This window comes from Citrobacter sp. Cpo037 (assembly GCF_030332945.1).
GTDB lineage: Bacteria > Pseudomonadota > Gammaproteobacteria > Enterobacterales > Enterobacteriaceae > Citrobacter > Citrobacter portucalensis.
On the sequence record NZ_JAOWGW010000060.1, the window covers coordinates 1 to 21,311 of the forward strand.

Genomic DNA, 21,311 nt, shown 5'->3' on the forward strand with positions numbered 1-21,311 from the left:
CGCTATCCAGGGATAATCGGGCAAACAGGCGCATGGAGGCGATTTCGTACAGGGCATCTTCCATGGCACCGTCGCTCAGGTTGTACCAATGCTGCATGCAGTGAATACGCAGCATGGTCTCCAGCGGATAGGGCCGTCGGCCATTGCCCGCCTTGGGATAAAACGGCTCGATGACAGCGGTCATATTCTGCCATGGCAGAATCTGCTCCATGCGGGAGAGGAAAATCTCTTTTCGGGTCTGACGGCGCTTAGTGCTGAATTCACTATCGGCGAAGGTGAGTTGATGGCTCATGATGTCCCTCTGGGATGCGCTCCGGATGAATATGATGATCTCATATCAGGAACTTGTTCGCACCTTCCTTAGCGGCGACCGTTGAAAAAATACTGTCCAGTGCTATTTGCTGCTGTTCCTCTGCAACTTCAGTTTGAATTTGCGGGTCGAGTCCGTTGGCTAATAAGGCAAGGTAATCCGCTCTTAATCCTCGGGCATCAGCAAGCGATAGGGCGGGGAAGGCACCGAGCCCCATCATTGTCCGCTGCTTTGTTACCGGACGTTGATAGCGAAAGCGCCAGAGCTTTTTGCCACTAGTTTTCACTATCAGGAAAAGCCCGTCGCCATCGTGCAGCGTTAGATCCTTCTCTAACGCCTTAGCGCGCAGAACTTCGGTGTTGGTAAGGGGGCGTGTTGTCCGTGCCACTGTGGCCGCTCCTTCATGAATTGGTATACGTTTTTAGGTATACATCCTACCGTATACCTAAACGTATACCAATAATCACCGGATTTAGCCGGATGTTCTCGGACAACGATAGACACAAAAAAGCCCGCAGGGCTTGTGCCATGCGGGCTTTCTGTACTTCACCGGACGTATCCGGATCATCATTTGGTGGGCTGGCGTCCCTGTGCTTTTAATTATAGTGCATTGATATTTAATATTTTTATTTAAATTAATTTCGTTATGGGTTCCAAAAAGGAACCATAAAGTAGAACCACACAACCTCGCATGGTCCCAACATGCCTAGCGACTTCAAAATAACACGCTCTATGGCATGCTAAATGTAAGTGTGGCGGGATATTTAGCATCTGATTACTGAGAGGGTCAATAAAAACTGCTCTATCTCAAATACTGTAGTGGCCCATAAACTTGTCCGCTTGAGTGGATGGTGTACCTCGTCCGTTCAGGCACGGAGTGGCCAATCAGCAGAGTATTCATGTCTGCTATGAGCGAAAAGCGGACTTTACCCTTACAGGGTACCTTAACCATTATCCAGATATTCTTTAAAAGCGAATGGTTTGGTCAAATGGGATGCTTACAGTCAAACACTGCCGTAATTATAGCAATTAAAGCGGAAAGTCGTAAATTTATAAAAATTAGATTTAAAAAATAAAGAAGCAGCCCTACCATTAAAGCAAGGCTGATATTGACAAATTAACTTCGCCTTCTAATTTTCCCTTCAAGCTCAGTAAGAAACTCAAGGAATGAATTCAAATCATCTTCCACTTCATCAATAGTAGGATTGGGACCTCCAACTGCTGCAGCACTATCATGCCCTATGAAATAAGTGCTGCATTTTGACATAGCATCGTCCACTCTATCTATATCAGTTTGACAAATATCCATAAGTTTAGATAACCGCTGCGTAGCAATGCCACGTTCAAAACGTGTAACCACCTTGTTAAGTAATTTCTCCTCTACTAATCTCTCCCACGCCTCGCGCAAATAACTGTAAAACTGATAGCAAGCATTGCGAAACTCAGATGTTGTGGTTGTATCATTTTTCTCTAGCCTTTTTAATTCTTGTAACTTAACTTTTAGTACACCGTATCTAGCGCGCGTCGTCATTGCCTCCCAAGGGGCAGAGTCTCTGACAATCCCTGCAAATTTACGTGAACGTTCTAATGCTATACTAGAATATACAGCATCTATTTTTTCAGCAACCTCAAGTAATAATTTATAAAAAACGATGTTATGAGTTAGCACTACAACCTGACGACTCTTCGACTCTAATACCAATCTCTGGGCCACCCGTCCACTCCATTCATGACTAAGGGAGTTGACTGGATCATCAAATATTACGGCCGATTTTCTCGAATCAGCTTTCATTTCCGCTAAGAAACTCGCGATTGCGATACAACGTTGTTCCCCCTCACTAGCAACTCCCAGAGCACCAATAACATTATCACTTTCATCAGCTAACGATAATTTAAATTGTTGGGTACCAGATTTATTCCGAGACTCAACCTTAACTCTAAAGCGTTCAAATCCAAAACTTTTCAATTCATCATCAAATGCAGAAACAAGTGGCTGTACTACTCCATGTCGATAGATTCCCGATGACAAATTTGAAATAGATGTGGTTCCACACTGAGATTGAATGGCTTCAAGTTTCTTTATTGTTTTATATCGTCTCAAATTAGAAACAATATCATCATAATGGCTAGAACAATATTTCATATCTTCAAGGTGTGTTAAGTCTGTTTCTTTTTTTGAAATAAACTCCAAAAGTTCTTCATCGGTTCCAACTGCTAACAAACTCGCATCAATATCTTCAATAATTTTTTTTAGTTTTTCAAAACAATTAATATTCAAAGGAAGAGTGGGTAGGTTTAGAACACCTGTTAGTATCTCTCTTCTACTCTTGAGCTTCGAAACAAAATCAATAATTTCATTGCCTATGGAGTCATATTCATTGTTCAATAAAGAAATAGCTGCTGGATAGGGCGATAGATCTAATGAAAGAGAATTTAAAGATTTTATCGCATTATCATAGTCGTCCGCTGCAGATTTCGCATCTTGAGCAGTTTGATCCTTTAAATATCTTGAAAGCATGCCCATTCTGCTTTCACTCTCCTTACCAACTTCTTGCAAACAAACAGGACAGTACTCACCTTCAATCAGCGGGAAATGTTGGTGTTTCACATCTTGCTCAATAAATAGTTGAGTTGCTTTCCATAATTTCTGCCAATTTAATCCTGCAATATTTTCTAATGGTAAATTTATAAGCGTTGCCTTGCGAAGTTCTTCAGATACCTGCTCAGCTCTATCCTTTTTTATTTTAAGTGTACTCAGAGCATCAACAGCTTTGTCGTCCAGTAGCTTTATTGCCCTTTCGCAAAAGGTCTTTAAAGGTTCTATTACTGACTTTCTTTGTCGAAGATTATTTCTTAAAGCTTCTGCCGTCTGCGATTTGTATTGCAGGATCTCTTTTTTAAGGGATTCTATTTTTTCAATTCCTTGTGGTGTTATACAATGATTTTTTATTTCAATTTCAGCTGTATCAGCTGAAAGGTTACGCAAAAAGTTAGCTGTAACACTGGATGAACTTAATCCTTCTAGTTTTACGAATCCATTACCAGGCATTAGGTCCTCTTCAATACAAGACTTAACACTATTTACAGCATTTACAAGCTCTGCAAGTAAATTCAGGCCAATTGGTTTAAAACCAAGAGCATCCTCTTTATTAACATAATGGCTTGCAGATGAACTATCAAATACCCTTATGGACTTTAATGCTTCGATGCTAGGCGTGCTTTTATTCCACGAGATAACTTCATCTTCACCATTAAGAGATACACCAATCTTAGCCTGAGGAGGAACCTGCTGCTTTGAGAATATATCCCCCATTATTTGTGGACAATCCCCACGCGTCAGGCATGTGTTTTTTAAAATACTTGAATAACTTGACTTTCCTGCACCGTTATCGCCATAAATAATAAACAACCCTTCATTAGGGAAGCTTATAGTCTGATTTTCCGCTAATAAACCGACACCCTTTATATCAGAAAGTGATTTTAATGAAACTTCATATTGCTCAGATGTATAGCCAGAAAAATCCAATTGTTTTGATGATTCCTCAAATATATCATCAGGCTCAAGAAGACCATGCTCCATATGTGCAATCTTCAATATTTCATTTAAATCATCTTGCTCTAGAGTTCCATGCATTAATGTTAACTTTAATGCATGCCTCCACCAAACTGGTTTTTTTTTGGACCAATCGGCAATACTCTCGATAGGTGTCATACAGGTTCCTTTAGTAATCTAATTGAGTGACCAAGAGACGTTCTTTGGCAGTAACTATAAAACAAATACCCATAATATCTAATGGTTTTCATCACAAAAACACAACCTTTGCAAATCATTTAACCACTACTCTTACGTAATATGTTAATAATAACTTAAGGTCTATGTGAGCATGCATAGACACCATCCTCTTCTGAGAGAGGATATAAACTTCAACAACATCAGTTGCTTAGTTAACTTATAACAAACATTTCAGCAGTTTTGTGTATCTGCTTGGTTGAATCCTAACAACCGATGTGCTGGATATCTAACATCTTGGCTGTTCGGGTTTAGGCTGTCTTTAAGGCCGAGCTAATGGGTATTGAACAGAGCTAAATCGCGCGTTTTACCTTCCAGTTCAAGCCGGATTCGGATCCCCCAGATATGAGATATCTGAAGTGGTCTTTTTTGGCCAATGATACGTTCTTTGTTCCACGGTGACGTGTTCATACTCAAATCTCCTGCAATGTGGGAGATTTGAGTATGGTTGCCCATTATGAGCGAGTAGCGGAAGAAATCTTTACACAGAGATGAAAATTATCGAAAATGGCTCTACGCGCTGAGCGGGATATTTATAATAAATTTGGTTTATGGTTTATTTTAGTTCTGGAGAGAGAAATGATTAATTTCATAACTACCAATACAGGGGTTGTATTTAAATATGATCCAGAAACAGCGGGTAGGTCTTGGGTTTGGAATGAATTAGAAACTCATTCAACTGTAAAAATTTCTAAAGTTTTTTATTTTAATATTAGCGATCTGCTCAACCCTCCGTCACCCAATCAAGATTTTGATAGTTATATTTATGAGTTTCAATTTGGAACTTTTAGTGGTGATTATATTGTTGTGCCAGGTTGTATTTTAAATATTAAAAATGATTTGTATATAAGTAAAGATATCAATCTTAGTAGGAGTATCTTTGCTGCCGAGCGTAATGTTTCTATTTTTGGCCGACTCTCGCGCATATTGAATCACAGCAATCCAATTTGTATTGGCGGGGGTGCTGCGGAGGCAATACCTTCTAATGTTTTTAGTGAGTTATTAAGCAAATTCCCTAACTCATACGAAATGGATAAATATGCCAATGCTAGAGTACATATGATTCTTGAGCAATATTTGGAAGGCATGAAAGATGCCAGAGGACTCTACGAAACATATCTCAATAAAATAGCGCCAAAGATAGCAAGTAATCTCGATTTAAGAATTATCAATGAATTAGAAATAGAAAAATACACTTTGCTTAGAGATACCATTGAGAATGCTTTAAGTACGAAACAGCATTGGTCCGAAAAAGATTGGCAAAAATTGATGGTGCAATTCCTTCTTCTTTTATTCCCAAAGTATATTCTTGTTATTGAAAATATTACCATCCATGATTACTACAGCATCCCAGGTAAGAAAAAAGATCGATACATAGATATAGGATTGGTTGATTCTAGCGGGAATTTAGATATTATTGAAGTTAAAAAGCCATTTGATGATAAGATCTTGCGCAGGACAAAGTATAGAGGAAATAGCATACCAACGTCCGAGCTAAGTGGTGGTATCATGCAAGCTGAAAAATATCTCTTCCATTTATCAAAATGGGGAACAAAAGGTGAAGACAACCTTACAAAAAAATATGCAACTAAACTACCCTCTGGGATGAGTATTCATATTTCGAACCCCAAGGCTATCATCATTGTTGGACGTGACCAAATTGGTAATGGAAATATGACAGAAAATCAAAAGCTCGATTTCGAAATTATCAAGCGAAAGTATACCAATATGATGGACATCATTACCTACGACGACCTCTTGAGACGGCTTAACCGTACAATTTCAGCACTTAAAAACTAAGGGACTTTTTAGAAAGGAATGCCCAGTTACAGTACGTTAATATAATTATAAAAAAGTCCGCTACTGGCACATAACGGACATAGATATGGGCTGGGTCCGCTTTCAGCGACAAAAGACTAACTAACGATGAAAATATCATGATTGTAGTCATTATTCAGTGAGAAAACAACAGTGCCTAAAATATCATCAATCCGCACTATTTTATTAAAAATAAGACCAGCTTTATTTTTAAATTCCGATAGGCTTTTAATATCCTCATTAACAATGGATGATTTTACAGCACTGAGACAACGACTTTTTGCCAAATTTAATAAAGTGTCATAGAGTTTAAGCTTTTCATTGCTTATATCTATTGATCTAAATCCTGCGTGTACACTATCATTCCTGAACTTGCGAATGTCATCTAAATATTTTGGAATATCTTTAGCCAAGGCTAAATAATCATTGTTCTCCTGTAGTTTGTCAATAATAGCTTTGTCAACATCTCTATAGCATTTCCCGCCAGGAAAACCTAAAAAGCATCGGACCATGCCAGTTATATTGTCATTCTCATTTTCTTTGAATAAAGCCTCTAAGCAAAAGTAGTTAAATATTACTTTTAACTGTTTATTTTCTTCATCACTAGCATGGTGGGACCAGTGAATAGCCTTTATAAACCTTTCGGACAATTCTTCTTTTTTTTCAGTATTACCATCTTTGTCCAGCATGAAGTTAATTGTGCCCCAACGTTGAATATCAGAAAGGTTTCTAACGAAAACTGCTGATTTAAATAAGCCACGAATTAAAAATGCTTTGATAGAGCCTGTAGACAAGTTCCTAACAAATCCGACTTTAGATAAATTAATGTTGGCAAGAGATAATTCATTGGCTTTCAAATCCAAGACAGTAACGAATTTATCATTAGCCAATTGAATGGCTTCAATTTCATCCTCCGCCTCCACGATGGTAGACATTCTATTTGAAAAGTCATAATCACTAGTGTTTAACCTTCCAGCGAATGAACTACCTTCAGCCTTCTTTAATAGTTCTCTTTCAACATCAAGATCATGATTTGCGCTTCTTATCTCTACATCACCGAATATTTCAGTGTTAATGTAACTATAACTTTGAGAATCAAGCGTCCTAGTAATTAAGAAAAATGAAGTCATCATATCACCCCTTAATAATTCGAAGATTTTTCTTTTTTAAAACATCATCAGCCTTAATCAAAAGATACTCTTCATTTAATTCATAATATATTAGGTTATATAATTTAAGCAACCTGTCTTTGTCTAAACTCATATCATCCAAAAGAGAGGCTACATTTGAAGACGCATTTTTTTTATCATTTATTGACAAATAGTAAATTATCCTCTTGAGAGCAAGATCATGCTGGTTATATTTATTATTATCATTAAGTAAATTATGATATTTAACAGACATTGCCCTGTCAAAGGTTTTGATACCTAGTTCAAAACCCAGATCCATAACAATTTTGTGATTTGGGTTTATTTTTTCCAATTCAAAAAAATGATGCTTAGCTTCGATAACTCTTTTCTTGGATAAGAGGAATTTTATTGCTTTTGTTAACTCTATTTTATATTTTTCGCTCGATTTGTTAAAGGAAAAAATTTTTTCATACTCTAATTCATTCATCTATTTTTCCAAATGTATATCTAATGTAGATAATCATTTTATCACCTAATTCGAGCTTTTAGAAGTGTACATCTTTCCTATTAGAAATTCACTGCCATTAAAGGTGCTGAAGATCAATGAATTTATTTTATAACCTTTTACTTATCATTCTTAAATCAAAAAAATTAATCACCAACAGTTATCCTACACTAGGTGACACAATGCGTTTCGGCTGAATGTTGATTCTAACAGGCTATTGTTCCCAATGTCTGCTCTTGGCATAGAGCAGACAAGCTTAGGACGCTGAAGATCTGCTGAGAGCGAGAAGCGGAAGTTGGCACTTTTGTGGGGTCAGTCCAAAGTTCCCACAAAAGTGATTACAGAAACTCTTCTTTACTCCACGGAGTTCCGTGGCACGCTGGAAAGTTTTTGGTGGAGATTTCAGACATGGCTTTAGCTTAGTACTCCCTATTTTCGTCCCAAACTGCCTCACTGTGAACGCATGACGTCCATTTACAGTGATAATGATAACAACTTCAGTCAGTAGTAGAAAACAGACGCATCTGAGCTGCTTTCCATTTAACACATGCAATTCTTTTTAACGTCCGCATATGGCACTAAGCATAAGTTCCTGATCAACATAAGCTGGCATATGCCCTCGTTCCTCCGTGGGGACTATCGATCTATTTGCAGGTGGTGTTTAAGCAATATCGCCAGCGGCGGGAGCTCACAGTGCATTCAATCAAGCTCACAAATCACACAGCTTTTACTTTTTTCAGATTCCCCAATGGCTTCGCGTCATAGCCTCAACCAGATAAACCTGAGCTACTTTAGGGGTATATGCCTTTCTGAGCATAAAGGATACTGTTTCTATGAAAACTGATCGCGAGAGCACGATTAGGAGATCAGAACCTGATTGGACATTAATACTGGCTATCAGCGACGGGCAGTTCCTGAATACGTCTGACAATTCTTTACCTCATTAGTTTTTATTTCCAGAAGTGCCGTGATCCAGCACGAGTGCTGATAACCAATATCACTTGGGTAATGATTGACAAGTTTACTAAACAACGAGCAGATATTTTCAAATTGCCTGCTGCTTCCACATCACCAGGCAGAGGCGTCAGACCCTTAGCACCATACGTTTCATAGAGTAATTCCCAATATAGTTAATGCTGAATTTCTTTGTTCATGTTGAGGCAGTATATTGAAACAATTCGAATAAATCACACATATAAGCTCTCACAATCTTCCGCCATTTTTAACTGTTACAGATATACTTTTAGCAGGTTTTAAATGCTTGGAGATTTCTTTCTGTTCGCGACGGATTTTGTATGAATTAATTTCTTCGTAATCCTTGTGTTTATTTATTTTTGATAAATCAACCAAGAGCTTATTTCTTATCATCCACTTTACAATTTGTTTGTCGATATCTTTATAGAGAGGGCCGCCTTTGTATTTATAGAAGTGAATATCATGAATTTCACTGATGAAATCAAGTATGGATAAGATTTCTTTATAATCACCAATGTAACTGTTAATGGTGAAATGGTCTTTATTAAGTTCTATTTTGAATCCATGTTCAGAAAGGTAATACAAGAAAAAGGCTGAGTCGAGATTACAAAAATCTACATGCAGCGTTCTTCTGTCAAATCTATCAATATGCGAAAGAATGATATCATGTAATTCATAATCATATACATTGTCAATAAACCCTTTCCCTGAATGATCAATTTGATTGACATTGCATCCAGCATCTATTGCTACGGATAAAACTTCCGGGGAGAGGGGCAGGAAGAGAATATTTCTTCCTTTTTTATCGATGTGATTTATATCACAACCAGCATTAATTAATTCTGTCAGTCCTTCAGCATTCCTGTAATGTTCAAAAATGCATGTGTAGCCATTAGTATTCGTATGCGAGGTGTCTAAACCCAGTCCAATCAGTTTCTTCAGTATTTCTGGATTTTTTTGATGAAAGAGCGCATTTTGCCCATGTCCGTTGATATGATGTATATTAATTCCATAACTTAGCAGGCAATCCATGGCTTCCAGGGTTCTGCAGCTAAAAAGGGCATTGTCACCGTTATTATTAACAGCATTAATATCATAGCCAGCTTTTAAAGCATTCTTTATACCATCAGGCGACGTTGCATTGAAGAATGATTCAGAAATGGCAAGGTCTAATGCCTTTTCTAATAATCCCTTTTGTAATAAGGACATGACTAAGTCCATAAACACCCCCATGAAAAAATGTTTAAGTCATTAAATATCAGAAATTCTGTGAAATGCAACAACTGGGGAAAGGTGTTCATGATGTGCGGAATAAAAATTTCAACAAACCACCCGTGGATACATCAGAAACACCTGCAGTAAATTTACGCCTGTAACCTACCGTCCGGACTATAGGACCAAACCTTCGTGGGAGATGCTACCATTATATCGGCAATGTTGAACCGGATTTTACATCACACACGTCGTACAAATAAAAGGAGAAGGCTATCGACTGAAGCAAAAACGGAAAGCCGGGGTTGTCGCTGAAGCTAATCCTGAGTAAACAAGGTGGATCAACATTAGACCTTCGGTGGTGGCGGTATGTGGATCACTTTTTACCCGTTGTTGACCCCCGGCGCTCCCAAGCCATTTCCAGTGCTCTGATGGTAAGTTTGCTGTCAGGTGAGAATTGAATTTCATTGCCACCCACCGGGTTTTCTGGCAAACAGGTCGAGAACAACGACAAGATACGCCCAGAGTAAAGTAAGAGGCAGGGCGTAGTCGGGTCATATCCCTGCCTCTTCTCTCCTGACAGGACGTAGACCCTGGCAAGTTGCATCAAAAGATAACAAATTTCTCAGTTCAACTTCCTTCTGGCTAGGTTAACGTGCAAGCAGGAACTGCTTTTCATCGATTAGTGAATACGGTAGTTTTTTCAAACTAACTGAACTCTATTCGTATGACTTAAATCTTTAAGAAGGCAGGAGATTTGAATTTTGAAAAACTGGTCACCAGAGCATACTAAAGAAATCAAAGCTTGGCTTGACATAGATAACTATCGCAAGCTCGAAGACATCAGTTTAAATGCCTTGTATCACGAACTTTGGGCAAGAGCGCTTCTGTACAAGCCAGGGCCTACTGACGAAGAAAAGAAAGGGCTATGGGTGTACATGACTGAAATTTTCAGTGGGAACCCCCATCTTTTCAAAGGGAAACAACTCGATTATCCAACAGTTAACGATACTCTCTACAGTCCTCCACACATTTTTATCACGGATATCACCAGGCTTGCTGAACTTAGTGTGATGGCCCTTAGTGTGAATCTTTTCACTTGGGAGGAAGGAAACGATGAATATTGTGTTAATGCGCCTCATCACGAAGCTTATGTGTCACAACTCTTGTCCCCCTTATGTGAGAAAACGGTGTTGCTTGAAATCGATCTTGGTAGTGGTACTGACGATGAAATAGCCGAATCGATAAAAGCGGCCCTGCCACAATGGAGATCGGTAAAAGGAGTGGAAGTTAATGAAACCGGTATCGTTCGTTTCGGCTACGGAACCATTAAAAAAATCATAAATTACAGGTTGGTTGCGATGCTGGACATCTTACTTTGGGCAAAAAGGAAAGAACTAAGAATCTCAGATGATCGCCTCTCCCGGCTTCTTTATACTGATGAAGATGAAGAAACAACTACCCGTTTAGGGTATCACATTAAAGACTCAGATCGTCCGCTTGCGATGAAAGCTGCAACGATAGACTTCATTAGGCAGTTCAATTTTTTCATGAACCGAAATCCCCACCTGAAAAACATGAGAGTTTCAGATGTGATGAAACTCTCTGATTCTAACTGATCTCGAATTCCCGAAGTCTACTACTGCAGGGCAGACCGTAACCCTGCAGTTAGGAAGCTCGCTCCTTTCTTTTCCCAACTGTTCGTATAGTGATCCCATCACAACGACAAAGGGAAAACAAAATGAACAATCAAAATACTCGCCTAATTCGCTTCCCAGAAGTTATGAACAGAACCGGCTATGGCAAGGCCTGGATTTATCGTCTAATCAACGAAGGTTTATTTCCACAACCAATAAAAATTGGTTCGCGTGCAATTGCATTTGTCGAAAGCGAAGTTGATGAATGGATCGCATCTGCAATTGAGCGTTCACGTAAAAATGCAGCCTGATTACGGGGTTAATGATGAGTGTATTAAATTTGGTGTGTAAAAATAAATGGTGCTATTCAACAATGAGTAGAGGGCCGCCTGATATTTTATAAGTAGTATTAGGTCAGGCTTTGGTATTAAGAAGTAATAACAATAGTCATTGGTGAAAATTATGATGGCATTTTTACCGTGACATTATAGATTAATAAGTACAGGAGATTTAAAATGAATAATTCAATCAGAGTACCGGAAGATAAAGATTTTGTATGTGCATTTGTGACTTCACCGGATAGCTTGTATGAGGCTATTGAAACCTATCGTAATTATGTAGATCCAGTCGAAGAGATAGAGTTTGAGCACGTCCTTCTTTATTTGTTGTGTTCTATACTGGTCGAGGGTGCTACAGATGTTACCATTAATGATGAAGTACGAATGTGTATTGAGCACCTTGTCAATGAAAAAAATATTATCAGAAAGAATAACGCAGGTAAAAAGGTGTAAAGTCTGTAATAAATTATCATGGGTACAGACAGCACAAGTCTGTACCTTCTTATTTTAATCCTACTGGCAATGATATATAAAAATTATGTGCTTTTGATAGTGGTCATGTGGTTTTGCTATAGCAAGCATGGCAGGATAGGAATATCCTGAACTTTCATTCTCTGCCCTTTGTTTTATTTAAGATAACTGAAAAATACAGGGTTTAAACGATACTGGTATTTAAACTCAGTACACATAATAACATTTGTATCAATCAGTTTATCGATGGCCTGATAAAATCGGGCTGGTGTGATATGTATCTCTTCCTGCTGTGCGATGGATGTTGCACGGTGAAAACTCAGGTAAACAGTGCTTTTATCTGGTGTGTATGAAGAGATTAATGTGAGAAGCCAAAACACATTGTGAACAGTATTGTTCAGATTGCGTTGTTCATCTGATAATTTATTCTGGTGAAGGTAAGCAGGGAGTCTTTGTTTCATAAAGATATCCTTTATTTTGTTAAATTTTTCGCTGGTGTCAGGAGTAAAATCACCAGCGCTGTTATGTCTTTTAAAATGGAATGCCGTCAGTTGGATATCTGTTTCTGGATTTTTTTACAGGCTTTGTTTTTCGCCTTGCGCGATAAAAGTTGAATGAAGTGGCAAAGTCTTCAGTCTCAAGTCTTGATTTACTGAATTTATCCATCAGATCTTCATTGAAACGATGAGGAATACCTTTCACGCATAAATTAGAATTCAGGTAAACCTGACCATCTTCAGCATTACGGATCAGTATTTTCCTCTCAAATAATTCTCTGAATGCACGTGAAACATTCGATTTATTCAGTCCTAACTCTCTGGCGGTACGTGACTGTGAAAAGCCAGGGATAATATTTCCATAATCAATGGCTGAGAAAAGATAAAGAACAATTCTGAATGCCGTTGGTGTCAGATCCATTCGGGCGAGTGTGGCCGTATTATCTTTAAAGACCATCGAAAAATCGTCACGAAAGGATGTCTTTTTACAGGCACTTGCTTTAACTTTTATTTCTTCCAGATCTTCGGGCATAACATCTAATGCTTCTGCAATAATTGCTTTTTGTTCTTTAGTTAACATAACACTTGTGTTTGACATAATGGCTCCTTTTTTATTATTCTGATAACAGATATGGCATATTAAATTTGTTTGTCAATATTCTTAGTAATAAAAATTTAAAAAATATTATATTTATTGCTCTGTGATTATTTTTTTTAGTGGAATATTAAGGGTTGTCAGAGTTATTACGAAGGGTGCTAAATTTCACCATCACCTGTTATGTCCTTAATAATTTTTGGTTCTGAAAGATACAACCAATATTACATCTTAACTTGTTGATGTAATTGATTAATTTTCTTTTTGAATTTGCAAGATAAAAGAGTGATAAAGAAACAAGAAACCGAAATTTAGCTTTAGACTGACACAAAATTCCATTGTACACAGTTTGACAAACACTGCTATTGCTGATTTTCCTTCGTAATATTATTCCTTAAGTGAAGCCTGCGCACCTGTGTGTTGCGCCACTGGGCTTCAGAACATTGCTATAGTGTTTAACTGTCAGTAGAAATACGCTTCGCGCAGGAGTTCAGACAGTTGGGTTTAGCTCTCAGCACAAATATGCTTCGCGCAGGATTCAGACTGCTGAGTTTAGCGAAAGAGTGGATCCAACTACATGATTTACCCGTTAACTTAATACGGCTCACGCCGGAACCCCTTCGGAAAAATCCTTTCTGCTTCAGCGAGTGAGTGCTGAGGGCACTCAGCGGCGCTGCAAGGGGGATTAAGCGTTGGGTTTTCATCTGACGGGTAAAAATAATCTACATATATCTGTCGTCGGGGGCGTGAGCCAGTGCGTAGCACTCTCTCAAAAAAATTCCTGAAGGGGTTTTATCTGAAATCTAGAAACTACCTGGCTTTTGAAAAAAGGAAGTGGTAATGCAATCGATCGGACTCAACATTGCAACAGCGAAAGCTGTTTCCAGTATTAACAGAATAAATAGTTGTCATTTTAAAATAAAATATTTTCAATTTTGTATTGATTTAAATTTTAAAGCTGATAGTACTTAATTATAAAAACAAAAAAGGAGAGGGTTATGAGTAATATTTGTGTTTCATCTCAGGAAGAAAAGTTTATATTTGTTGTTGATAAATATATAACACACCATCGCGACAGTATTAATAACAATAATTTTTACAGAAAACTTTATGTGCTTTTCGCTGGATATCATCTGAAGTATTTTTATTCACGGGCGCAATATCGCTATTCGTGTTATCACGTTGATAATATCATGCAGATGTTTATGGGTGTCGTTTCTACCCTGAAGCCCCCTCTGCTCAGGCAACTCGCTAACAGTGACACATTGCTGCATTGCCTGAATTCGCTCGTGAATTATATTTCAGGCAATCTGGATGAAGCAGAGCACATTTATGCTGATTTACTGGCACAGTATGAAAAGAAACGCATTGCACGTTCTCTGGCTTATACACCACCAGGATCCGTGGTCAGGAAAAGGCTGTGAGGCAGCGGAAATGCGCCGGGCAAGGCAGAGTATGGCAGAGTGACATAAGAGCAGTCGTTTCCCGCAAGACATTACCGGGCATTAAAAAGGCAGGGCCACCCATTCGGTGTCCCGCCTGTCGTGATGGTTTTACGGTGGGTTTACTTATCAACGACCTGCCAGCCATCATCCGTTTTGACAAGGGTTACAGCAGCAGTACGCTTTTCGTTATCGACAATAGCCGTCACATTGCATTTATAGCTTTTATCCGATACTTTCACGCAGTCATGCTTTTTGACAGATTTTAATTCCCGCAGTGCGTCTTTCGGGACATCTTTACCTGCTATGGATTTAACGATGGCATTCGTCTGCTCCACGACCTTATTCATCGCAGTGTAAATATCCTGCTCAGACGGTTCACCGGTACAGCCACTCAGCAAAAAAATGGACGCAATGAGTGTGGCAAATGCATATGTTTTCATAAAATAATCCCAGACTGTAGAGTACGTTATTGAATAAGACCGGTTTTCATCTTGCTGTTGTTTTCAGAGAACGTCCACTTGCTGACCGTTTCGCCTTTAAATTCGATTTCCAGCGTTTTGGCCTGCGTCTGTGAACCCCCTGTCAGCAGTCCAATCACGGGAATAAATGTGGTGGCATCAAACTGATTGTTATCCATGGAATAAGTCCATTCTTCATTGCCACTATCAAGTGTAGTTTTGGTTTCCGGCTCACCTAATGCGGTAATGATTTCTGATTTCGTTGTTTTATTTTTGATAATCTTCGACTGCAGACTTTGTGATGTTTCTTTTTTTAGATGCTGGTTGCCTGATATTGAACAACCAGAAATAAGGAATACAGAAATAAAAAAAACAGAAATCATGAATCTGTTCATAAGTTCTCCCATATTAATTTTTTATGTTTGCGGTGGTGCGAAATTAATATCACCGTATAAAAACAACTCTGTCTGCATATTTCTTTTTAATTATGCAGATAAGAATAATGACGCTGGAAAAAAATGTAATGACTGAGACAGGAGTGCTACCGGTCAATGAAAATACTAACCAGGCGAGACCGAATGCCACGAATTGAAACAGGAATGCCACACTGAGCGGACTTTCACCATAGGCCACTTTTGCATGGCAACCTTTGCAAATCCGCACGCCGTACGGGCTTTGTGTAAAGCAGAAGGGGCAGCTAATCGTTTTACTATCCATCATGACTCCGTGGCCTGATTTAAGGTGATGTATTTTTGAACATTTTCGATGAATGATCCGCTTTAGTAAAATTGCTTGTACCGATCGATGGATCTTGCCTGATAGTTTGTAGCTATCATAACTAGTTTATCGATCTATATAAACGATCAATATTTTGTTGACTATTACTAAAGTATGGACTGTTTAACTTATGGTGCAGGATGGGGGTTGTTTTTAACTAATTGTTTTTTAATGGGATTTGTTGTCATGGGATGACAGGGTGTCAGAAGATGCAGGTGCAGGATTTGGTGGAAAGGATGTGCAGTGGCATGTAACAGAGACATGCCCCTGCGCCTGAGAAGTGCCACAATATGGCCGAGTAATACAAGCCACGAATGCAGACGACGCTGGCGGGGTATCTGACGAGCTGTATTGTGCAGTTTGCTCCTGAGTTGAATGATACCCACTGTTTCCTGTTGTCTTTCCAGACGAATTTTTTCTTCAAGCTGAAGGATTTTCTCCAGAATCGTTTCCCGGTTTGCAGCCTGTTCTTCAGGCTCGCATGATGGCACTGGCACTGGCACTGGCACTGGCACTGGCACTGGCACTGGCACTGGCACTGGCACAGTCTGCTGTTGCTCTTTTTTCAGTAAAGCCAGGTGCTCTGGTGTAAAATCAATCTGTGTTTGCAGAGAAGACCAGCCATACTTTTTTCCAAGCTGAGACGCTTTAAAGGCAATGCCCTGGTACTGAAATGAAAAGCCGTTCATTTTTCCCGTTGAGGCGATATTGGGTTTACAGTTCACGCCTTCCTTTTCCAGCATAGTGATAAAAGTCAGCAAATCAGGGCGGCCGGTTAACGCATTATCAATCAGGCTCTGCAGAGTGGACCTGGGGCAGGGAGTTGTCGTTCTTTCAGCCATCATCAGCTCGTTGCGGGAAGGCTTTCTTTTATCCTGACTATGACTACTGATTGCAGATGTGGTTTGAGTGAGTTTGTGGACTTTCTCCAGCTCGCTGATAATCCGGGTACTGATAAGATTTTCATTTTTCCCAAGGTACAGCTTCCCACCGACCATGTTAATTCTGTTAGCTATTATATGGATATGCTGCCCGTCCGAATCATCGTGCATGATATAGCAGCGAAGATGGGTTTCAGTGAATCCCATCCGGGTCATATAATCGTCAGCGAATGCCGCCCATTGTCTGACTGACAGTGTTTCTCCCTTTGGCAGGCGAATCGAATTATGCCAGACAGGTTTGGCGACACCGGGGCGCAGTAGTCTTGTGCCTTCAAATTCACTGATAAGTTCAGCAGCAGTGCTTCCCGTCATGTTGCCACCGATAATATAAGGCGTGATTTTGTGGTGAGATCCTGACTTAAGGCTATAGAGAACCACACCTGCAAACTGTTTACCCCGCTTTATTTTCTGCATGCCTTTCACTGGTCTTGCTCCAGAAAGGTTGATGGAATAAGGTGATCCCTGAGAGTTTTGATTTGTCTGCGCAGGGCGAAGAGTTCTGTACGGGTCAGTTCGCTGTCAGGGCTTTTGCTGTCGAGATGATTCAGCAGGCGGTTTAAATCCTGTGAAAGGTTGCCGAGTTTAACCCATGCTTCACGATTGATTTCAGGTAATACCGGTGGGAGTTTGTTGAGGGATGCCATTCTTAGCCATTCCCCTTTTTTATAAGGGCCTCTTTTACTATCGAGAATAGATAATTCTTCTTCGTTTAACCGAACGCTGACGCAGTGAGTTCGAACTTCATTAGGTGAATATTTTGCTGTATGGAATTTACCTCTTCTTGAGCTTCTTGATAGATCTTCTTTACTTTCATTTTTATGCATATCTAACCTTTTTTAAAATGTGTTCATGATCTACAGTTAGCGCATTGGTAAAATAAGTCAAGGCAGTGTCGAAATTTATAAATAAGAGAGGTGGAGCAGATTGCTAATTAGGTAATCTGCTCTGGGTAAATATAGGGTTCATATTAAATTCATTATGACAGTGAGGAGGGGCGGAGGTTACAATCTACGTTTTACTGGCATTAAAGAGATTGTTTGTTTCATAATTTCGCTAAGTTTCTTTCTCTCATGTTCTGCTATATATTTACAAATCTCATCATGTCGAATATGCTGTTCCAGTTGTTTTTTATCTATTTTGATGTCATTGCGGATAAACCATTTAATGGTTTCAATGTCCCCGCGTAAATCATAACCTCGCAGTACAATATGGCGAAAATGTGTTTTGCTGATATCTGTCTTCTTCTTTAGTTCACTGAAGAAAGAGCTCATTTCATTTTCATTGGCACTTAGATAAACCTGGCAGTTATCAGAGATAGTAAAGTTAAGGTTTTTCTTCTGAAGCAAATCCATTATCTGCAGACTTTCGCTGTTGAGGTAGTTGAAAATTACTGGACTGCTATCCTTCATACTAATATGACGAATGAGCATTTTGGCTTTGAAATCGCCTAATGAATAGCAAATTTCAAAAATACCGTGACCCTGGTTATCTCTGTGGTTTATATCGCAACCGGCCTGTACCATCAAATCAAAGATAGAGTGATTTTTTACGTAAAAAAGTATTGTTCTTCCGCATTTATCCACATTGTTGACATTAATTCCAGCATTGATCAGGGTTTTGCAACAGGATATATTATCAGCTAACGAGCATAAACAGGTTTGGCCGAGACCATTTTTGTGGTGTATATCTACGCCGGAATCAATCAATTTTTTCAGTATGTGAGGATTTCGCTGGTTAAACAAAACATTGTGACCATAGTTGTCAGCATGGTTAAAATCTATTCCTGCTTTAACCAGAGTGTCAATCATTCTTGGGTTTTTACAGTAAAACAGTATATTTCTTCCAAACGAATCCAGTGTATTAATATCGGAGCCTGCATTAATGCAAGCCTGAATGTCTTTTGGAGTTTTACAAGAGAGTAATGCATTTATTGCGTTGTTATTCATAATTTTTCTCCTCTGTTAAGCGACTAATCTGATATAGTTGTCATGGTTGGTTTTATATTCCTTTATTTTTTTAATGTCTTCGTAAATTCGAGCGAGTGAAAACCATGAGATCTCTTTCAACATGTTTTTGTTGCTTACATACAAAATGTTACCACCGCGAAATGAAAAAGCATTATGGAATGTACTTTCATTCGTCGTTTTGAGAAATCGAATGAAATTTTTTATTGTCTCTTTTTTGTTCATGTTATAAGAGGTGAATGTATAGATAGAGAATACGGTTAAAATATTTCTCTTCGAGACCATATGTCTTGAGAAATAATCGAAATAAAATCTTTGCTCCTGAGTGTCACTTTTGCAGAAAAAAGAAAATTGTGGATTATATAATCTATAAAGATCTGCGTTCTTTTTTGTTTTGGCGAGATAGTTAGTCAGGCTTGGATAGTTTGTTTTATTCATTTTAGTTCTCCTTTATTTAATTAACAAAGGAAATATATATTATTAAATAAACAAAATGCAAATATATTTTTATATTTATTCAATTAAATAGATATATTTTTATTATATTTCATATAAGGTGTTGTTTTTCATCGCTATATTATTTTTATCAAAAAGTGCTGTGTTTTATTTGATTGATTTGGTTTGAGAGTAGTGATTGATATAGTATGAATTGGCGATGAGGGTGTTTTAAAAAATAAATTTATCAAAGTGCAAAGGTGCAATGTGGGGCTTTGTATTAAATTAATGATGTTAGCGCCCCTTGGCTATCTAACTAAAGGTTAAAGCCAAGGGGAGAGTGTTCAGGCAGATTCAATTCATAATCTTTTTTTTGTAATTGCTTTACAGGTAACTGGTTGAAGCGTTGTTCGTAAAACCTTTTGCTCTCTCTGTAATTTGTCCTGGAGGATTTCTTCATAAAAGTAGCGTTCTTTTAGCGATTCTATATCAACTTTTATATCATTACGTATTAACCATTTAATTAGCAGTCTTCCTGCATAGTGCGTCAGTAGATATGTACTGCTTATGTAAAACCAAACATGACTAATGTCTGTCAGCTTCTTTAGTTGTAAAATTAATTTTTTAGCGTCGGCATTTGTTGGTGTGATAATGCACTTATCACTTATCTCAAATTCATTTTTTTGCTTTATAAGTAACGACAACAGCTCAATTGATTTAAATGTAATGTTCGTGAATACAATTTTTGAACTGTCTTTAAGATGAATATTACGGATAAGAAAACGAATGTAGTTATCGTTTTTAGATTCCCAGTGCGTATATTTACCAACTATGCTATTATTTTCTGACTGCCAGTGATCGAATGCTGTCTGTCCACTTATATTTTTATGATTAATGTCGCAACCAGCCTCAATTAGTGCATCGTACACATATCCTTCAAATGGAATGAAAAGAAAGGAATTGCCATAGCTATCTTTGGTATGGATATCTAGTCCTGCTTTGATAAGATATTTTACTAACCCTGGTGAAACATCAATATGTTGAATCGCAAGGGTGCCTGACTTATTCCGGTGGTTAACATTAATACCATTGCTGACAAGAAGTTCCACTGTTTCAACATTTTGAGCATAGAATAATGCATTATTACCGTCATTATCCAAGTGGTGAATGTCAATGTCAGCGTCAATCATTGCCTGTATAGCTTCAGGTACATTACAGGTAAAAAGAGCAGTTTGACCTTTACTATTGCACATATTTATATCCATGCCAGCCTTAAGGCAACGAAGGACACCATTTTTAGACTTTACACGGAATAGGTTATTTTTATTATTTTCTCTTGATATCATTGTTTATCTCCTTTTTTGTTGTTTTCAAGATATTAATGACACCAGATTTTACGGTATTCAAATTTATTTTTGTTTTATTAGGGGGATCTGATTTGGTTTGCTTGAGGTTATTCTTAACTTAATGGAACATAGGGACGTTAAGGTTATCCTATGTGATGTGGATTAACCATTTTCACAAGAATATTTATCCATATTGGAGCTAATCTGTATAAAGGAGATAATTAGAGGCTCAGATATTAATACTATAGAGAGTAATGCTATAGGATATGGAAAAGATCATGTAATATAATGGTGGTTATTAATGTTCTTCTTAATTTTGGAAATTAAATGAGTAGTGTTTTTTATGAGGTTTTTTGCTGTTGATAATTCTTATTAAAATTTGAAGAGCATCCTTTAAGTTATTCGGCTTGAGGATGCTCATTTAAAATTTAAGCAGCGTAGTCTTTTTCAACAGCCAGGAAGGGGTGATGCTGCCAACTTACTGATTTAGTGTATGATGGTGTTTTTGAGGTGCTCCAGTGGCTTCTGTTTATATCAGCTGTCCCTCCTGTTCAGCTACTGACGGGGTGGTGCGTAACGGTAAAAGTACTGCCGGACATCAGCGCTATCTCTGCTCTCACTGCCGTAAAACATGGCAACTGCAGTTCACTTACACCGCTTCTCAACC

Annotated in this window: 21 protein-coding genes and 4 pseudogenes; 7 read left to right on the forward strand and 18 right to left on the reverse strand. The window is 38.3% G+C overall.

Annotated elements, in window-relative coordinates; all coding sequences use genetic code 11:
* From OGX94_RS11685 to OGX94_RS11700, 4 genes and pseudogenes are all read right to left on the reverse strand, one after another.
* A partial coding sequence (locus OGX94_RS11685) for an IS5/IS1182 family transposase (protein WP_009653094.1) occupies nt 1–292 on the reverse strand: 292 nt, incomplete at its 3' end.
* Between the two features lie 70 nt (nt 293–362).
* Nucleotides 363–698, reverse strand: a pseudogene (locus tag OGX94_RS11690) (integrase arm-type DNA-binding domain-containing protein); the annotation flags it as partial.
* A gap of 729 nt (nt 699–1,427) precedes the next feature.
* Nucleotides 1,428–4,022 carry an AAA family ATPase gene (locus tag OGX94_RS11695; protein ID WP_016246270.1) on the reverse strand — a complete coding sequence of 865 codons (2,595 nt, stop codon included), beginning with the start codon at nt 4,020–4,022 and terminating at the stop codon, nt 1,428–1,430.
* A gap of 360 nt (nt 4,023–4,382) precedes the next feature.
* Nucleotides 4,383–4,511: pseudogene (locus tag OGX94_RS11700) on the reverse strand (integrase); the annotation flags it as partial.
* Nucleotides 4,512–4,607: 96 nt separating this feature from the next.
* Between OGX94_RS11700 and OGX94_RS11705 the strand changes: the two are divergent.
* Entirely contained in the window at nt 4,608–5,900 is a 1,293-nt protein-coding gene (locus OGX94_RS11705; protein WP_247797972.1) for a Shedu immune nuclease family protein, read from the forward strand.
* Nucleotides 5,901–6,016: 116 nt separating this feature from the next.
* Here OGX94_RS11705 and OGX94_RS11710 read toward each other — a convergent pair whose 3' ends face one another.
* The 3 genes from OGX94_RS11710 to OGX94_RS11720 all read right to left on the reverse strand — a co-directional run bounded on the left by OGX94_RS11710 (nt 6,017) and on the right by OGX94_RS11720 (nt 9,737).
* Complete coding sequence (locus tag OGX94_RS11710) at nt 6,017–7,051, reverse strand: HEPN domain-containing protein (RefSeq protein WP_016246267.1); 1,035 nt, start codon at nt 7,049–7,051, stop codon at nt 6,017–6,019.
* Nucleotide 7,052: 1 nt separating this feature from the next.
* Nucleotides 7,053–7,535 carry a hypothetical protein gene (locus OGX94_RS11715; protein WP_016246266.1) on the reverse strand — a complete coding sequence of 161 codons (483 nt, stop codon included), beginning with the start codon at nt 7,533–7,535 and terminating at the stop codon, nt 7,053–7,055.
* A gap of 1,221 nt (nt 7,536–8,756) precedes the next feature.
* Complete coding sequence (locus OGX94_RS11720) at nt 8,757–9,737, reverse strand: ankyrin repeat domain-containing protein (protein WP_252322609.1); 981 nt, start codon at nt 9,735–9,737, stop codon at nt 8,757–8,759.
* Between the two features lie 186 nt (nt 9,738–9,923).
* On the opposite strand from OGX94_RS11720, the pseudogene OGX94_RS11725 reads away from it, so the two are divergent.
* Nucleotides 9,924–10,071 (forward strand): annotated as a pseudogene (locus OGX94_RS11725) (ATP-binding protein); the annotation flags it as partial.
* A gap of 66 nt (nt 10,072–10,137) precedes the next feature.
* Here the strand turns inward: OGX94_RS11725 and OGX94_RS11730 are convergent.
* Nucleotides 10,138–10,264: pseudogene (locus tag OGX94_RS11730) on the reverse strand (IS3 family transposase); the annotation flags it as partial.
* Between the two features lie 240 nt (nt 10,265–10,504).
* Between OGX94_RS11730 and OGX94_RS11735 the strand changes: the two are divergent.
* The 3 genes from OGX94_RS11735 to OGX94_RS11745 all read left to right on the forward strand — a co-directional run bounded on the left by OGX94_RS11735 (nt 10,505) and on the right by OGX94_RS11745 (nt 12,168).
* Entirely contained in the window at nt 10,505–11,359 is an 855-nt protein-coding gene (locus OGX94_RS11735; RefSeq protein ID WP_016246264.1) for a DUF6387 family protein, read from the forward strand.
* 122 nt (nt 11,360–11,481) lie between these two features.
* Nucleotides 11,482–11,688, forward strand: coding sequence for a helix-turn-helix transcriptional regulator (locus OGX94_RS11740; protein ID WP_032298274.1), 207 nt, complete (start codon nt 11,482–11,484; stop codon nt 11,686–11,688).
* Nucleotides 11,689–11,892: 204 nt separating this feature from the next.
* Nucleotides 11,893–12,168 (forward strand): hypothetical protein, encoded by a 276-nt coding sequence (locus tag OGX94_RS11745; RefSeq protein WP_001065761.1) that lies wholly within the window; start codon nt 11,893–11,895, stop codon nt 12,166–12,168.
* A 173-nt stretch (nt 12,169–12,341) separates the two neighbouring features.
* On the opposite strand, the gene OGX94_RS11750 is transcribed toward OGX94_RS11745, so the two are convergent.
* Complete coding sequence (locus OGX94_RS11750) at nt 12,342–12,647, reverse strand: hypothetical protein (protein WP_032298276.1); 306 nt, start codon at nt 12,645–12,647, stop codon at nt 12,342–12,344.
* A 70-nt stretch (nt 12,648–12,717) separates the two neighbouring features.
* Nucleotides 12,718–13,281 carry a helix-turn-helix domain-containing protein gene (locus tag OGX94_RS11755; protein WP_064186843.1) on the reverse strand — a complete coding sequence of 188 codons (564 nt, stop codon included), beginning with the start codon at nt 13,279–13,281 and terminating at the stop codon, nt 12,718–12,720.
* A 995-nt stretch (nt 13,282–14,276) separates the two neighbouring features.
* Here OGX94_RS11755 and OGX94_RS11760 point away from each other — a divergent pair.
* The gene (locus OGX94_RS11760; RefSeq protein ID WP_032298278.1) at nt 14,277–14,702 is read left to right on the forward strand and encodes a hypothetical protein; all 426 of its coding nucleotides are present in this window, start codon (nt 14,277–14,279) and stop codon (nt 14,700–14,702) included.
* A gap of 140 nt (nt 14,703–14,842) precedes the next feature.
* Here OGX94_RS11760 and OGX94_RS11765 read toward each other — a convergent pair whose 3' ends face one another.
* The 8 genes from OGX94_RS11765 to OGX94_RS11795 form a co-directional block, all read right to left on the reverse strand.
* Entirely contained in the window at nt 14,843–15,163 is a 321-nt protein-coding gene (locus OGX94_RS11765) for a hypothetical protein (RefSeq protein WP_016246258.1), read from the reverse strand.
* Nucleotides 15,164–15,189: 26 nt separating this feature from the next.
* Nucleotides 15,190–15,576, reverse strand: a complete 387-nt coding sequence (locus OGX94_RS11770) for an SEN1984 family lipoprotein (RefSeq protein WP_032298280.1) — start codon at nt 15,574–15,576, stop codon at nt 15,190–15,192.
* A gap of 49 nt (nt 15,577–15,625) precedes the next feature.
* On the reverse strand, nt 15,626–15,898 hold the full coding sequence (locus tag OGX94_RS11775) for a hypothetical protein (RefSeq protein WP_016246257.1): 273 nt from the start codon (nt 15,896–15,898) through the stop codon (nt 15,626–15,628).
* Nucleotides 15,899–16,086: 188 nt separating this feature from the next.
* On the reverse strand, nt 16,087–17,322 hold the full coding sequence (locus OGX94_RS11780) for a relaxase/mobilization nuclease domain-containing protein (protein WP_247797970.1): 1,236 nt from the start codon (nt 17,320–17,322) through the stop codon (nt 16,087–16,089).
* On the reverse strand, nt 17,319–17,723 hold the full coding sequence (locus tag OGX94_RS11785; protein ID WP_012139001.1) for a hypothetical protein: 405 nt from the start codon (nt 17,721–17,723) through the stop codon (nt 17,319–17,321). The genes OGX94_RS11780 and OGX94_RS11785 overlap by 4 nt, the downstream gene beginning before the upstream one ends.
* 177 nt (nt 17,724–17,900) lie before the next feature.
* Nucleotides 17,901–18,845, reverse strand: a complete 945-nt coding sequence (locus OGX94_RS11790) for an ankyrin repeat domain-containing protein (protein ID WP_021554038.1) — start codon at nt 18,843–18,845, stop codon at nt 17,901–17,903.
* A 15-nt stretch (nt 18,846–18,860) separates the two neighbouring features.
* Nucleotides 18,861–19,301 carry a hypothetical protein gene (locus tag OGX94_RS24820; protein WP_001044498.1) on the reverse strand — a complete coding sequence of 147 codons (441 nt, stop codon included), beginning with the start codon at nt 19,299–19,301 and terminating at the stop codon, nt 18,861–18,863.
* Nucleotides 19,302–19,657: 356 nt separating this feature from the next.
* A complete protein-coding gene (locus OGX94_RS11795) occupies nt 19,658–20,644 on the reverse strand; it encodes an ankyrin repeat domain-containing protein (RefSeq protein ID WP_023317198.1) in 987 nt (328 codons plus the stop codon).
* Between the two features lie 518 nt (nt 20,645–21,162).
* Here OGX94_RS11795 and OGX94_RS11800 point away from each other — a divergent pair.
* Nucleotides 21,163–21,311 (forward strand): IS1 family transposase (locus OGX94_RS11800; protein WP_130568267.1); only part of this gene is annotated, 149 nt, incomplete at its 3' end.

Bases quoted from the DNA above. Each gene is read 5' to 3' on its own strand.
- OGX94_RS11695 (WP_016246270.1), bottom strand. From the start codon at position 4,022: ATGACACCTATCGAGAGTATTGCCGATTGGTCCAAAAAAAAACCAGTT.
- OGX94_RS11705 (WP_247797972.1), top strand. From the start codon at position 4,608: ATGGCTCTACGCGCTGAGCGGGATATTTATAATAAATTTGGTTTATGG.
- OGX94_RS11710 (WP_016246267.1), bottom strand. From the start codon at position 7,051: ATGATGACTTCATTTTTCTTAATTACTAGGACGCTTGATTCTCAAAGT.
- OGX94_RS11715 (WP_016246266.1), bottom strand. From the start codon at position 7,535: ATGAATGAATTAGAGTATGAAAAAATTTTTTCCTTTAACAAATCGAGC.
- OGX94_RS11720 (WP_252322609.1), bottom strand. From the start codon at position 9,737: ATGTCCTTATTACAAAAGGGATTATTAGAAAAGGCATTAGACCTTGCC.
- OGX94_RS11740 (WP_032298274.1), top strand. From the start codon at position 11,482: ATGAACAATCAAAATACTCGCCTAATTCGCTTCCCAGAAGTTATGAAC.
- OGX94_RS11745 (WP_001065761.1), top strand. From the start codon at position 11,893: ATGAATAATTCAATCAGAGTACCGGAAGATAAAGATTTTGTATGTGCA.
- OGX94_RS11750 (WP_032298276.1), bottom strand. From the start codon at position 12,647: ATGAAACAAAGACTCCCTGCTTACCTTCACCAGAATAAATTATCAGAT.
- OGX94_RS11755 (WP_064186843.1), bottom strand. From the start codon at position 13,281: ATGTCAAACACAAGTGTTATGTTAACTAAAGAACAAAAAGCAATTATT.
- OGX94_RS11760 (WP_032298278.1), top strand. From the start codon at position 14,277: ATGAGTAATATTTGTGTTTCATCTCAGGAAGAAAAGTTTATATTTGTT.
- OGX94_RS11765 (WP_016246258.1), bottom strand. From the start codon at position 15,163: ATGAAAACATATGCATTTGCCACACTCATTGCGTCCATTTTTTTGCTG.
- OGX94_RS11770 (WP_032298280.1), bottom strand. From the start codon at position 15,576: ATGAACAGATTCATGATTTCTGTTTTTTTTATTTCTGTATTCCTTATT.
- OGX94_RS11775 (WP_016246257.1), bottom strand. From the start codon at position 15,898: ATGGATAGTAAAACGATTAGCTGCCCCTTCTGCTTTACACAAAGCCCG.
- OGX94_RS11785 (WP_012139001.1), bottom strand. From the start codon at position 17,723: ATGCATAAAAATGAAAGTAAAGAAGATCTATCAAGAAGCTCAAGAAGA.
- OGX94_RS11790 (WP_021554038.1), bottom strand. From the start codon at position 18,845: ATGAATAACAACGCAATAAATGCATTACTCTCTTGTAAAACTCCAAAA.
- OGX94_RS24820 (WP_001044498.1), bottom strand. From the start codon at position 19,301: ATGAATAAAACAAACTATCCAAGCCTGACTAACTATCTCGCCAAAACA.
- OGX94_RS11795 (WP_023317198.1), bottom strand. From the start codon at position 20,644: ATGATATCAAGAGAAAATAATAAAAATAACCTATTCCGTGTAAAGTCT.